11 protein-coding genes and 1 rRNA gene are annotated in these 13,421 nt (G+C 33.9%); 11 read left to right on the forward strand and 1 reads right to left on the reverse strand.

Annotated elements, in window-relative coordinates; translation table 11 throughout:
- The first annotated feature begins 132 nt into the window (after positions 1 to 132).
- The 11 genes from istA (at position 133) to nusA (ending at position 13,194) form a co-directional block, all read left to right on the forward strand.
- The gene (gene istA, locus X929_RS06760; RefSeq protein WP_244903574.1) at positions 133 to 1,647 is read left to right on the forward strand and encodes an IS21 family transposase; all 1,515 of its coding nucleotides are present in this window, start codon (positions 133 to 135) and stop codon (positions 1,645 to 1,647) included.
- Positions 1,637 to 2,383 carry an IS21-like element helper ATPase IstB gene (istB, locus tag X929_RS06765; RefSeq protein ID WP_103067273.1) on the forward strand — a complete coding sequence of 249 codons (747 nt, stop codon included), beginning with the start codon at positions 1,637 to 1,639 and terminating at the stop codon, positions 2,381 to 2,383. Before istA ends, istB begins: the two co-directional genes overlap by 11 nt.
- 402 nt (positions 2,384 to 2,785) lie before the next feature.
- Positions 2,786 to 4,294, forward strand: coding sequence for a putative N-acetylmannosamine-6-phosphate 2-epimerase (locus X929_RS06770; protein WP_012208358.1), 1,509 nt, complete (start codon positions 2,786 to 2,788; stop codon positions 4,292 to 4,294).
- 2 nt (positions 4,295 to 4,296) lie between these two features.
- Positions 4,297 to 5,148 (forward strand): MurR/RpiR family transcriptional regulator, encoded by an 852-nt coding sequence (locus X929_RS06775; RefSeq protein WP_103067274.1) that lies wholly within the window; start codon positions 4,297 to 4,299, stop codon positions 5,146 to 5,148.
- Positions 5,149 to 5,158: 10 nt separating this feature from the next.
- Positions 5,159 to 6,454 (forward strand): FAD-dependent oxidoreductase, encoded by a 1,296-nt coding sequence (locus X929_RS06780; protein WP_103067275.1) that lies wholly within the window; start codon positions 5,159 to 5,161, stop codon positions 6,452 to 6,454.
- A gap of 37 nt (positions 6,455 to 6,491) precedes the next feature.
- Entirely contained in the window at positions 6,492 to 7,742 is a 1,251-nt protein-coding gene (locus X929_RS06785) for an ABC transporter substrate-binding protein (protein ID WP_103067276.1), read from the forward strand.
- Positions 7,743 to 7,816: 74 nt separating this feature from the next.
- Positions 7,817 to 8,728, forward strand: coding sequence for a carbohydrate ABC transporter permease (locus X929_RS06790; RefSeq protein ID WP_103067277.1), 912 nt, complete (start codon positions 7,817 to 7,819; stop codon positions 8,726 to 8,728).
- Positions 8,697 to 9,545 (forward strand): carbohydrate ABC transporter permease, encoded by an 849-nt coding sequence (locus tag X929_RS06795; protein WP_012208363.1) that lies wholly within the window; start codon positions 8,697 to 8,699, stop codon positions 9,543 to 9,545. The genes X929_RS06790 and X929_RS06795 overlap by 32 nt, the downstream gene beginning before the upstream one ends.
- Positions 9,546 to 9,843: 298 nt before the next feature.
- Positions 9,844 to 11,364: a DUF4127 family protein gene (locus X929_RS06800; protein ID WP_103067278.1), complete on the forward strand. Its 1,521-nt coding sequence runs from the start codon at positions 9,844 to 9,846 to the stop codon at positions 11,362 to 11,364.
- A gap of 301 nt (positions 11,365 to 11,665) precedes the next feature.
- On the forward strand, positions 11,666 to 12,139 hold the full coding sequence (locus X929_RS06805; protein ID WP_103067279.1) for a ribosome maturation factor RimP: 474 nt from the start codon (positions 11,666 to 11,668) through the stop codon (positions 12,137 to 12,139).
- Positions 12,140 to 12,168: 29 nt separating this feature from the next.
- Positions 12,169 to 13,194 carry a transcription termination factor NusA gene (nusA, locus tag X929_RS06810; RefSeq protein ID WP_103067280.1) on the forward strand — a complete coding sequence of 342 codons (1,026 nt, stop codon included), beginning with the start codon at positions 12,169 to 12,171 and terminating at the stop codon, positions 13,192 to 13,194.
- A gap of 108 nt (positions 13,195 to 13,302) precedes the next feature.
- On the opposite strand, the gene rrf is transcribed toward nusA, so the two are convergent.
- Positions 13,303 to 13,415 (reverse strand): 5S ribosomal RNA (gene rrf, locus X929_RS06815).
- Positions 13,416 to 13,421: the final 6 nt, after the last annotated feature.

Consider the following 13,421-nt stretch of genomic DNA (forward strand, 5'->3'; position numbering starts at 1 on the left):
TGCACTTACTAAATGAAAAGTGTACCAAAAATAAGAGTCTGCTAAACGAAAAGTGTACCACCCTATCACACAAATCCTGTATAATAAATTTGGTCAAAAAAGATTGTACAGGAGGAAAGAAAGGTGATAGAGATGGTACAATACAATTATATAAGATTTTTGTATTTTAACAAACACAAAAGTCAAAGAGCGATAGCAAAAGAAATGGGGATACACAGAGTGACGGTCAAAAGAGCTATCAAGAATCCAGAACAGAAGTATCATATGAACGTTGAGAGGGACAAACCAGTAAATGGTGATTTTGAAAAACGTATCAAACATTTGTTAGAATACAATTCAAACCAACCCAAGAACCAAAAGTTAACCAAAAGACGTATATACGAACTCATCTGTGAAGAAGGATACAAAGGAAGTTATTCCTCCTTCACCTATCAAGCAAGGAAGATAGAAGAGAAACTTGGTATCAATCAAAAAGAAGGTTTTTTGAAATTAGTGCCACTAAGAGGTAGTATGCAGGTAGACTTTGGTGAAGTTTACGTGATGCAAGATAAGATGCCAAGAAAGATACACGTATTCTGTGCGAAGTTATGCTACAGCAAGGTGGAGTTTGTTAAAGCTTATCCAGGAGAGTCTACAGAGTTTTTCTTTGATGGATTAACATCGGCGTTTGATTTTTTTGGTGGAATTCCAAAAAAGATAATCTTTGACAATTTAAAACCTGCGGTGAAGGAAGTACTAAAAGGGAAAGAAAGGATACTACAAGAAGAGTTTGTCAAATTCCAATCCTTCTACTGTTTTGAATCTGAGTTCTGTGGTCCAGCTAAAGGCAATGAAAAAGGGATGGTAGAAAACCTTGTTAAATACGTTGAAAACAACTACTTCTTACCGAGAATTGAGTTCAAAAGTTTTGATATACTCAATTTGGAATTAAAGGAAAAATGTCATCAAAGGCTCAAAAAAGGAAGGTATGAAGGAGAAAGCTGGGAAAAGAGAATCCTTGATGAAGATTTTCTTCCTCTCAAAGAAAGATACGTATTTGCAAGGATAAAGGAAGCAAAGGTAGACACATACCAACTGATTCATTTGGAAAAGAACAGATACTCTGTACCAACAAATTACATTGGTAAAAAGGTTGAAGTTCACATCTACCCATTCAAGGTAAGGGTAATCTACAAAGGAGAAGTTATAGCAGAACACGAAAGGATGTTTGGTAAAAGCAAAGAGAGTTTAAACCCATACCATTTTCTACCTTTACTAAGAAAAAAGGCAAGGGCATACGAACAAGCTAAAGTCATCCAAGATTGGGGATTACCTCAGATATATGAAAAGTACCATAAGATGCTGCAAGCTCATCTTAACTCTGATTCAAAAGGAACAAGGGAATTCATAGACATACTAAAATTAACCCAACAATACACCGTTGAAGTTGTAGCAAAGGTACTAAATGAATTGGATGAAAAGAACCGTTACAGTTACCAAGACGTGTTAAGCGTACTAAGGTATCAAACACAACACAAACCCAAAACAGAACTTCTATCGGAAGAAAAGCTAAAATCCCTTGACGTAGACAAACACACCACCACTTACATGCCTCTAAGTACTTACAATGAACTACTTCGAAAAGTGGGGTGTGAAAATGAAAGATGAACTAAGAGAACAGCTCAAATATTGTCGACTAGCTGGTATATTAGAACGGTATGAGGATACACTACAAGAGGCAAAAAGAAACGAATGGGACAACGAAAAATTTTTTGAAACTTTGATTCAATGTGAAGTCATATCAAGGGGAAACAACAGATTTCAAAGGTTGTTACGCCAAGCGAAGTTTCCTAATCTAAAAACGATAGACCAATTTGATTTCAGTCAAGCACCCTACCTATCAAAGAAGGAAATACTGGAACTCAGTGAATGTAAGTTCATCGAAGAAAAGACAAATCTTTTGTTCTTAGGATCACCAGGTGCGGGAAAAACACACATAAGTATAGCGATAGGGATACAAGCATGTAAGAAAGGGAAAACAGTAAGTTTTTTCACAGCAGCCAATCTTGGGAACCTCTTAGTTGAAATGCAAGAAGAACGACAACTAACAAAGTTCCAAAAAAAGTTGAGCAAAGTAGATTTACTGATAATTGATGAACTAGGATACGTGCAGTTATCCGACCAAGTTACACAACTCATGTTCCAAATATTCTCTGAAAGGTATGAAAAAGGATCTATCTTGGTAAACAGTAACCTTGAATTTGCAGAATGGGCTAAAATATTTCACGATGAAAGGATGACAGCAGCGATTATCGACAGGTTAATCCACAACAGTAAGATAATACTATTCAACGGAGAAAGCTATCGTTACAGGAACCAAAGACGAGAAATTAAGGGAAACTGATAAATATTCGATTTTTCTCTTTTCATATGAAAAGAGAAAGAAAAGAACTTCTTCTTTCTACATGGTACATAATTAGGTTAGCAGGGTGGTACAGTATTCGGTTAGCCATAGCAGTAATTACATCCAAATAAACCCAATTAAGTAAAAAATTCTCATTTTTCACTTAATTGTAAATAAATGGGCCATCGAATTTTTTCGAATTATATCAGAAAGAAAAAAATTGAAAATTATCCAAATTAACCAATCAGATCAAATTATTAGCAATTAAAAGCGATTATGAAAGAAATTCTCTATTTTTCTGATTTGACTTTTCAGAAAATAAGAATTATAATGAAAATGTAGATAAATTTCGTTATTTAGTTTTTTATATGAAAATTATTTTCAATATTTGGAGGAAGATCTATGAAAATGTTGAAGAAGAATGCATTCATTGTATCCTGTCAAGCAGAAGAAGGGGAACCCCTATATGGGAAAGAAACTATTGTAAAGATGGCTATGGCGGCTCAGGCTGGAGGAGCAGACGCTATCAGGGCTCTTTCTCCTGAAAATATTCGAGAGATAAAAAAAATTGTTAACCTTCCAGTAATAGGAATAACTAAAAACAGGAGTTTAAAAGGGGCATTTATCACAACCACTAAAAAAGATATAGATAATTTAGTTGATGCGGACTCAGATTTTATTGCTATTGATTGTACAAGAAGAGAAAGACCTGAACCTTTACCAGAACTTTTTGACTATTTAAGAAAATATTACCCCCACATTGGAATAATAGCGGATATAGCTGACATAGAAGATGTGAAATATGTTTTACCTTTAAAGCCCGACTATATAGCAACTACACTCGCTGGTTATACTGATTATACCTCCGGAAGAGATTTACCAGATTTAGATTTAATAGAAAAAACTGTAAAAATAACGAATATACCTGTTATCGCTGAAGGGAACATCTCTACTCCTCAATATGCAAGGCAAGCAATCTTATACGGAGCATATGCTGTTACTGTTGGATCGGCCATTACTAGGCCTCATGTAATTGCTAAAAATTTTAAAGATCACCTTAAGGACTTTAGAAATGATGAAATTTCTGCTGTAGGCATAGATATAGGAGGAACTTGGACTCGTGGAGTTTTAACTGATAGATTTGGAGAAATTATAAAAAGTAAAAAGATACCTACAGCAGCAACAGGCAAAGAAGTTATTTCAAATATGCTTTCTCTAATTAAAGGTTTAATAACGAATGAGACCCACTTTATGGGAATTGCTACCGGTGGAAAAATTAATTTTAAGTCAGGAATTGTCAATTTTTCAACTGGTTTGATTCCTGATTGGGAAGGAGTACAAATTGCAGATATTGTAGAACAAGAATTTCATATACGGCCAAAGGTTGATAATGACGCTAATTGTGCCGCATATTTCCAGCATTACATCACAAAAGTCAACAATTTATTGATGATAACCGTAGGGACAGGTCTTGGTGGAGGAATAATTATTAACGGGAAGATAATAAGAGGAATTATGGGAGGTGGTGGAGAAATAGGTCACATAGTATATCCAGGAAATAACAAACGATGTACTTGTGGAAAAGTTGGTTGCGTTGAAACTTTGCTTTCTGGAAGATACTTAAGAGAAAAAGTATATGAAAAGAATAATGAAATATCCCTAAATAATATAAAAGATTATGCAAAAGTTATGGCTTGGTTAATTGATACAGTTAAAACTACCGTGGACTTTGAAAAATGTTACCTTGGTGGAGTCATTCCAAAGTACGGTGAGAAAGTATTAAAGGAAATTCGGTCCTCTTATGAAAAAATAAGAAATGAAAGTGGCGAATTTATTGAATTTAGTCAATTAGGTGAATTTGCAGGCGCAAGGGGATCGGCAATACTTTCATTTCAAAAAGGAGAAATCTAAAAATGAGTAAAATTCAAGCTTTTCTTAATTCTAGGATGCCTACTTTCACTAAATCTGAAAAGAAAGTAGCGGAGTATATATTAAATAGTAAAAAAGAGGACATAACAAGGATTACCATAACTGAATTAGCTACAAAATGCGGAACAAGCGAGGCTACAATTGCTCGATTCGTTAAAAAAGCAGGTTTTGAAACTTTTCAAGATTTCAAACTTACGTTAGCCTTGGATAATAATGAAGATATATTTGAAGAAGAAAAAGATATAACCATCTTCAAAAATGACTCTCCTCAAGAAATACTTAGAAAGGTAAAATTGGGTTCTCTTAAATCGATAGAGAGCACAACTTCAATACTAGACATAAATAAGTTTTTACAAGCTGCAAATTTCATTAGATCTGCTAAAAGGATAGAGATTTACGGGGTAGGATCCTCGTCAGCAGTTGCCAAAATATTACAATATAAGTTAACAAGGTTAGGGTTTCCGTCTTACGCCCAGGAAGACCCTCACATGCAAGCTATCTCCGCAGCTACTTTGAACTTTGGAGATTTAGCAATTGGAATAAGTCAAAGTGGGTCCACTAAGGACACAGTAGACTCGTTAAATGTTGCTAAAAAGCATGGGGCAACAACAATTAGTTTGACTGAACATGCGAATTCTCCTATTACAAAATATTCTGACGTGGTATTAGAAATATTCTCTGGTGAAAACCCTGTAAAAACTAGCGCAGGGAGATCTATCCTGGTTCAAATTTTTGCGGTGGAGATCTTGTCTGGCTTGTTGTATTCAATAGAATATGAAAAGGCTTTAACTACAGGAAAAGACACTGCAAGAGCAGTCGTTAATAAATTATACTGAGGTGGTTGTAGTGAAATATCGTAAACAAGTAACAATTGTCGGCGGAGGGATCGCAGGGTTCCATGCAGCGATAGCAGCTTCAAGAAGTGGCCTAAAAACATTATTAATTGAAAAGAATTCTACAATTGGCGGGCTTACTACACTTGGATTGATTAATCCTTTTATGAAATATTGGCTAGATAATCAAATACTGATAAAAGGAATATTTCAAGAACTAATTGAAAGGTTAAAAAGAAAAGGTGGAGTATTCTTCAACACTTTTGACAGCGAGTTAATGAAGATTGAAATGATGAAAATGCTGAAAGAAAGTGAAGTTGAATTATTATTTAAAACAATGGTAACAGAAGTAATAAAAGAAGAAAACAAAATTATTTCCTTGAAAGCCCAATCCTCAAATGGTGAAACAATAGAAATTGAATCCGACTTTTTTGTTGATGCCAGCGGTGACGGAATAGTTGGGTATCTTTCTGGAAATGAATGTTTTGTAGGCGATGAAACGGGAAAAAATCAAGCTTTAACAATAATGTTTACTATTGCAGGTGTTGATTTTGAGAGTGTCAGAAGAGATGTAAAAAATAACCCAAAAAACTTCTTCGCATGGGTTGTTCCGAATATGGACGTTATTTCTGTTGCAGGCTACTTTGAAGAACTAGAAGAGGCGAAGAAAGAAGACCCTTCGCTATCTATAGATCATTTCTTCTTTGTTCAGTTACCTGGTAAAGGAAGAGTGACAGTTAATACTATGAATATTTCTAAAGATTCAATTGATAACTCAGAACTTTCAAGAAGTATATTAGAAGGAACTATAATGGTAGAAAAAATATTGAATTTTGCAAAGAGATATGTAAAGGGGTTTGAAAATGCATACCTTGAAAAAATAGCCCCGGAAATTGGGATAAGAGAAAGTAGAAGAGTTAAAGGAATGTATGTTTTTACAGGAGAAGATGTAAGAACTTACAAAAAATTCCCTGATGGGGTAGTGAAAGGTTGTTATGGAATTGATATTCACTCAAATGAAAAGAAAATAGATGAAAAAGAAAAAGGTTTTATTCCGAAATATGATGACTACTATGAAATACCTTTACGATCGTTGATATCAGAAAGTTATACAAATTTAGCAATAGTTGGAAGGTGTTTTTCTTCAGATTTCGAAGGCCAATCCGCTGCAAGAATTCAACCAACATGTGCAGGTATGGGACAAGCGATTGGTTCAGGAATTTATTTAGCACTGAGCAAGAATATCGAACTTTTCAAGATCCATCCTGACGAAATAGAAAACCAGATTCAAAAGACATCAAAGTTATAGCCACGAAATGTGGCAAAAAAGAAGGAGGTAGATTGGCATGAAAAAGTTTTTTGTAGTGTTGGTATGTTTGATTATCGGTTCGTTGGTGCTATCAGCAAAAAGTGTAAATGTTGAATTTTGGACGCTTTCTTTGTCTACATTTTCAGATTACATTAACTCAGTCATAGATACTTTCGAAGCTGCAAATCCTGACATAAAAATCAACTGGGTCGACGTTCCTTACGATGCTTTTCAACAGAAACTCATCGCTTCAATAGCCTCGGGCAATCCCCCTGATCTGGTGAATATGAATACTCCTTGGGCTATAGACTTTGCAGCCCAAGATGCACTAAGCCCTATTGATGAATTCGTAAATGAAGTAGAAAAATACGTATACTTACCGAACTATTGGGAAGCTACTGTAATAGATGGAAAATCATATGCTATTCCTTGGTATCTAAGTCCCCAAATTATGCTTTACAACAAACAGATTTTTGAAGAAGCGGGTTTAGACCCTAATGTTCCACCAAAGACATGGGATGAAATCATAGAATATTCTAGAATAATTAAAGAAAAAACTGGCCTATACGGATATCAACCCAACATCGTTGCGCATATCGATCTTCAGGAAGAGGGCGTCCCGTTAATTTCTGCAGATGGAAAAAAGGCTATAGTGAACACCCCTGAGGCAATGTCTAAATTGAAACAACATCAGCTTGCCTTCAAAGAGGCACTTATGCCTCAAGATTTAGGAGGTTATCAAGCAGGTACCCAAAAGTATGCAGGTGGAAGAATTGCCATGTTTCCTGTTGGAATAACTATGGTTAAACATGTCCAAATAAATAGTCCAAGCATATTCGAAGTTAGTGATGTTACTTCCTTTCCTTTAGGAAAAGGCAAAAAAATTCCTGCGGGAGCAATGAATGTGGCAGTGCCATACAATGCGAAAAATAAAGCTGAAGCGGTAAAATTTGGATTATGGCTAACTTCTCCATATTGGCAAGTGGAGTTTGCTAAGATTGCAACAGTTGTTCCCTCAACGAAAATATCGCTCGAAGAAGATCCTTGGTTTTTAGAAAGGGCAGAAAGAGATTTGAATGTTAAAGCACAATTAGTAGCTAGTGAATCAATGATATATGGTTTTGATCAAGATGCAATCGGGAAAATAATAGGGCCAGCAAAATATTCTGAATTCAGAAGGATCTTAGATGATTATTGGATACCTGCTATTAAAGGTGATTACACAGCCGAAGAAGCATTATCCTTAGCTGAAGAAGAGTTAGATGATCTACTATCCAGTGAATTTTAGTTTTCTATTTATTGCATTGGTTAAAAGGCGATAGGGTATCGACCTATCGCCCCTTGATTTAGGAGGTGTGACCTTTGAAACTTAGTAGAAAAAAACAAATATATTTGATTGCCTTTTGTTTTTTAGTAGCTCCTTTGGTTTTATTGGGTATCTTCAGCTATTATCCGATTGTGAGAGGGATAACTTTATCTTTCGCTGATTACAATATGTTAACAGGTGAAACTAAATGGGTGGGGCTAAAAAATTATAGATGGCTTTTTAATTACAAGTATTTCTATATTTCATTGGCTAATACTTTAAAGTATCTTATAGTTGTCCCTTTTATACAATTCGCCTCAATGGGCTTAGCTGTTCTAGTCAATCAAAAAATACCTGGAATAAAATTTTTTAGAACATTATTTTATGTTCCTGTAATAACAGGTAGTGTTATAGTCAGCATAGCTTGGAGATGGATATTTGACGTAGATGGGATACTCAATTATTTTCTTATGTCTTTGAACATTATCGAAGAACCGGTTTTATGGCTTTTAGATAAAAATGTAGCATTGTTTTCATGTATGTTTGTTACCTTTTGGAGGGGCCTTGGTTATTATATGATTATCTATCTAGCTGGATTACAAAATATACCTTCGGAGCTTTACGAAGCAGCGGCTTTAGATGGAGCGAGCAATTTTAAAAAATTCACCAGAATTACCATTCCTTTATTAAGACCTACAATGTTATTGTGCTTTGTTTTGTCAACTATGTCCGCTTTAAAGGTTTTTGAAGAAATTTTTCTACTCACAGGAGGAGCAAATCAGACAACGACGTTAATGTTTGAAACTTACAATTTGGCGTTCAATAGATACCAATTTGGACGATCAGCGGCCGTGGGAGTAATATTTTCTGCATTCTTAATTACTCTAACATTAATACAGTTCAAATTTTTTGGTTTAGGAGGTGTCGGTGGTGAAAATGAGAAAAAAAGAAAAAAAACAAATAAATAAGAAAAAAATAATAAAAATCACTTTAAATTATGTTCTTTTAATTATTTTGGCTTTATTTTTTATATTCCCATTTTTATGGGCTCTTTCTACCTCTTTGAAGACTGCAACAGATGTTCTAACTTGGCCGCCCAAGTGGATACCTAACCCTGCTACTCTTGATGCTTACAAATACGTTATTGAAAATGTTCCATTTCCGCGATACTTCTTAAATTCTTTAATAATTACAGCCTTGGGAATAATTTTTAATGTTCTATTTGCATCTTTAGCAGCCTATCCCCTTGCAAGATTGGAATTCAAAGGACGAAATCTTATATTTTTCTTGATTTTGTTACCTATGATGATCCCCATTCAAGGAGGTCTAATTGTTAATTTCATAACTATTTTAAATCTTAAACTTTTCAATACTTATTTAGCAGTTGTTTTGCCGAGTGCTGTTAGTATTTTTGGAATTTTTATAATGAGACAAAATTATCTCGCTATTCCAAGGGATCTTGAAGATGCTGCTAGAATAGATGGTTGTAATGAATTTCAACTTTGGAGGAAAATAATGTTTCCGATGGTGAGACCTGCGGCTACAGCACTTTCTATTATTTCATTTGCAGGTTTTTGGAATGCTTTTTTGTGGCCATTGATAGTTCTTCAAAGTCAAAATAAATTCCCTTTACAGGTAGGCCTTTCTTACTTAAACAATATGTTTGAACAAAATTATAGATACATAACCGCCAGTTTAATTATTGCTTCCATCCCGATTCTTGTCTTTTTCTTTTTTACTCAAAGATATTTTATAGAAGGCTATCAAGGGGCACTAAAACAGTGAACTTTTAGTTCAAATCATTGTTTCCCAAAGGAGATGAATGAAAAATGAAAAAAGGAATAATGTTTCTATTTTTTGTATTTTGTTCAGTGATTTTTTTGGAGCAGAAGTTGGGGTACTAGTATCAGAAGCTTCTGAAAATTTCTACGGGGCGTCAAAGGTGAAAACGACATAAACGAAATGAAAAATGAAATTGAAAGAATACGACCTATGTCACAGAAGAAAGATACTTTTCTTTTTTAAATAGTATAAATGAATTGAGAAAAATTAGGCAATATCAAAATAAAGAGAGGTCATTAAAATGAGAATAATATTTTTACCTATTGATGAAAGATTTTGCACTCGGGAATATTTTTTAATGTTTGCAAAAGCCTCAGGCTTGAATATTTTGACTCCTCCTAAAGAATTGCTAGGATCTAAAAAAATCCCAGCAGATACTGACGCTTTAAAAAATTGGCTTTTAGAAAACACTCGAGAAGGAGATAATTTAATCCTTTCATTAGAAACCTTGATTCATGGAGGATTAATCCCATCAAGAATAAATTTACTCCAAAAGCCTACAATTAATGAAAGACTAAAAATTCTTAATACTTTAAAGAAAAAAAGAACGGTTATCTATCTTTCTTCTACAATAACAAGAATCCCCATATACAACTCGTCGGATGAAGAACCTGATTACTGGGAGTATTATGGAGAAACTTTAAGTAATCTGTCAAAGGATTTCGCTAAATATCTAGAATCAAAGGATAAGGTAGAAAATTTATCTTACAAAGATGATTTACCAAAATTTATGGAAGGGCATAAAAACAAATATCAAGAAATCCCCGAGTGGATGATAAAAGACTTTTTTTGGAGGAGAGAAAGAAACTACAACATTATCCAAGAAACGGTTAAGCTTGTCGATAATGGAACAATAGATTTTTTGAATATAACCTTGGATGATAATTCACCTGGTAGCTTATCAGTTTATGAATCAAAACAGCATCAAAAGTTAGTTAACCAATTAGGTTTAAATGAAAAAATCTCTATTCATCCTGGTGCAGATGAAACTTCTTTAACCCTTTTAAGCAGGTTATTATGTTCAACGTTTACATATTCACCTTCTTTTGAACTTTTTTATACAAATCCAGAATCAATCACTTTGATTCCCCCTTATGAAGGATATCCCTTAAAAAGTAGCGTTGAAACTCATATTGGAGCAGCTGGAGGGAAAATAGAACAAAAAGGTGATATTTTACTTTTATTGAATAATTCTTATGATTATAGTAGATACGACATTACTTTTCAAGACACCGCATTAATTGATTCTGAGGAAGAATACGAAACAATTATTGAAAGAATTAAAAAAGAAGATAAAATTATTGGAATAGCTGATATAAGATATGGAAATGGTTCAGATAAACGATTAGTAGAAAAACTTTTGGAAAATAATTTAGACTGGTTAAAGATAAATTACTCTGGTTGGAACACTGTAAGTAATACTCTTGGAACCGTTATCCTTCATTCCATAATTCAGTATTTTGCTCAAAAAAATTATTTAAAATTAGACACAGAAGAATTACTTAAACTACAGGCAATTTTTTTCATAGAACATTGGGGTTACCAAGCAGTGGTAAGGCAACAACTAAGAAAAGATTCTGTCCAAAAAGGATGCAATATATGGACACTTATACCCGCTGAAAAATGGGCAGAAGAGTATACGAGAACTAAACTATTGCCTTTTAAGGAAATAGTAGAAAAAAGTATGAAAAAAAGATGGAAAATGGAAATATTTTTCCCATGGCATCGAAGCTTTGAAGTTGGAATAAATTTATTTCCGTAATTCAAAATCTTCTGTCACCGTTGAACAATCTACCAATGAAGTCTCTTCCCATATTTCTACTTTTACCCTTGTTTTGATACTTTGCTGCAGTGTTTATTCTGTCTGCAAGTCTTGAAAAAGGAAGGCTGGGTCAAGCTAAATTTTCAATGGTATTTTTTAAATGGTCTTGATTTTTATTTTTTTTATGTTATAATATTAATGGTAATTAAGAGAAAATTAATTAACAAAATGAGTGCCGAGGGCTTTTCGCCCTCGAGCTTTTTTATAAAAAATAATTTTTGAATTGAAAGGGGTGCATACCATGTTAACCAGCAAAGAGGTTAAACAGTTAATATGGGAAAAAGCCGATAACGTTGCTTCTAAGTTGGACCTTGAGATTTTTGATATCTTGATTAAAGGAAGTAACAAAAATAAAATTCTAGAGATTGTGATCGATAAAGCTGGTGGATATGTGTCCATAGGAGATTGTGAAAGGTTTTCCAAAGCTTTTGATCCTTGGTTAGACGAAATTGATCCTTTTGACAAGAGTTATGAGTTAGTAGTTAGTTCCCCAGGACTCGATAGAAAATTAAGAGGCAAAGCAGATTACGAAAGATTCAAAGGAAAGTTAGCCAAATTCATTTTAAAAGGTAAAGAGAAGAAACATTCTGTAGTAATTGGTTATATTGACGATATATTGGAAGATCAGATTAAAATTACTGAAAAAGATTCTGGAAAATTACTCAACATCGATTTAAACGAAATAGATAAAGCCAATTTAGAAATTGAATTGTAGAATTTGAAAGATATGGGAGGTGTAGAACATTGAACTTAAATCTTTTAGAAGCCTTAGACGCCTTGGAAAGAGATAAAGGTATAAGTAGAGACTCGTTGGTTGATATTATAGCTAAATCTATTAAAAGTGCATACAAAAAAAATTATGGGGCAAAAAATGTTGAAATCGAAATCGATAAAAACCTAACAAAATTGAATGTCTATCAGTTATGGAAAGTTGTTGAAAAAGTTGAAAACCCAAAAGAAGAAATTTCTTTGGAAGAAGCTAAAAAAATTAATCCAAAAATAGAAATAGGCGAGATGGTAAGAAAAAAGATCAATCTTAAAAAGGATTTTAGAAGAGTTGCCGCTCAAACAGCCAAACAAGTCATACTTCAAAATTTGAAGGAACTAGAAAAGAAAAATTTGTTTGATAAATACGTAGCTTTAAAAAACAGGATTTCAACCGCTGAAATAATTAAAGTCAGTGATGAATATATTGACATTAGAATTGGAAAGTTAGAGACTAAACTCCCCAAGAAAGAGACAATTCCTGGAGAAACCTTTAAAAATGGAGAACTTGTAAAAGTATACATAAAAAACATTCAGAACACATCAAAAGGGCCTAAAATTATGGTTTCAAGGACAGCACCTGAGCTCATTACAGAATTATTATCATCTATTGTACCCGAGATAGAAGAAGGTATTATCAAAATTGTAAAAATAGTCAGGGAACCGGGAATACGGAGTAAAGTTGCTGTTGTTACCACCATGCCAGGAGTTGATCCTGTAGGTGCTTGCATCGGTGAAAAAGGCTCTAGAATCAGTGAACTAATAAAAGAATTAAAAAATGAAAAAGTGGATATTATAGAATATTCAGAAGATCCTAAAATTTTTATAAAACACGCTCTTGCCCCTGCTGAAGTAAAAAATATAATTCTTAACGAAGACGAAAGAACCGCTTTTGTGTATGTTCCTGAGAATCAACTTTCCTTAGCTGTAGGAAAGGGTGGTCAAACCGCTAGACTAGCAGCAAAAATTACCGGATGGAAAATCGATATACACTCATTAAAATAAGTGAGAAGAAGAAAAAGAAAAAATACCGCATCCAACTAACTGATGCGGTATTTTTTTAGGGGTGAGAAAATACAAATAAATCATATCATATTGCTTCTAAAAAAAGGAAGGGGGCGATACCTACTCTCACACGTCTTAGCGTACTACCATCGGCACGATACGGCTTAACCGTCAGGTTCGGTATGGTTCTGGGTGTTTCCCGTATCGTTATCTTCACCCCCTATTAC

Source organism: Petrotoga olearia DSM 13574 (genome assembly GCF_002895525.1).
In the GTDB taxonomy this organism is placed as follows: Bacteria; Thermotogota; Thermotogae; order Petrotogales; family Petrotogaceae; genus Petrotoga; species Petrotoga olearia.

Bases quoted from the DNA above. Each gene is read 5' to 3' on its own strand.
- istA (WP_244903574.1), top strand. From the start codon at position 133: ATGGTACAATACAATTATATAAGATTTTTGTATTTTAACAAACACAAA.
- istB (WP_103067273.1), top strand. From the start codon at position 1,637: ATGAAAGATGAACTAAGAGAACAGCTCAAATATTGTCGACTAGCTGGT.
- X929_RS06770 (WP_012208358.1), top strand. From the start codon at position 2,786: ATGAAAATGTTGAAGAAGAATGCATTCATTGTATCCTGTCAAGCAGAA.
- X929_RS06775 (WP_103067274.1), top strand. From the start codon at position 4,297: ATGAGTAAAATTCAAGCTTTTCTTAATTCTAGGATGCCTACTTTCACT.
- X929_RS06785 (WP_103067276.1), top strand. From the start codon at position 6,492: ATGAAAAAGTTTTTTGTAGTGTTGGTATGTTTGATTATCGGTTCGTTG.
- X929_RS06795 (WP_012208363.1), top strand. From the start codon at position 8,697: ATGAGAAAAAAAGAAAAAAAACAAATAAATAAGAAAAAAATAATAAAA.
- X929_RS06800 (WP_103067278.1), top strand. From the start codon at position 9,844: ATGAGAATAATATTTTTACCTATTGATGAAAGATTTTGCACTCGGGAA.
- X929_RS06805 (WP_103067279.1), top strand. From the start codon at position 11,666: ATGTTAACCAGCAAAGAGGTTAAACAGTTAATATGGGAAAAAGCCGAT.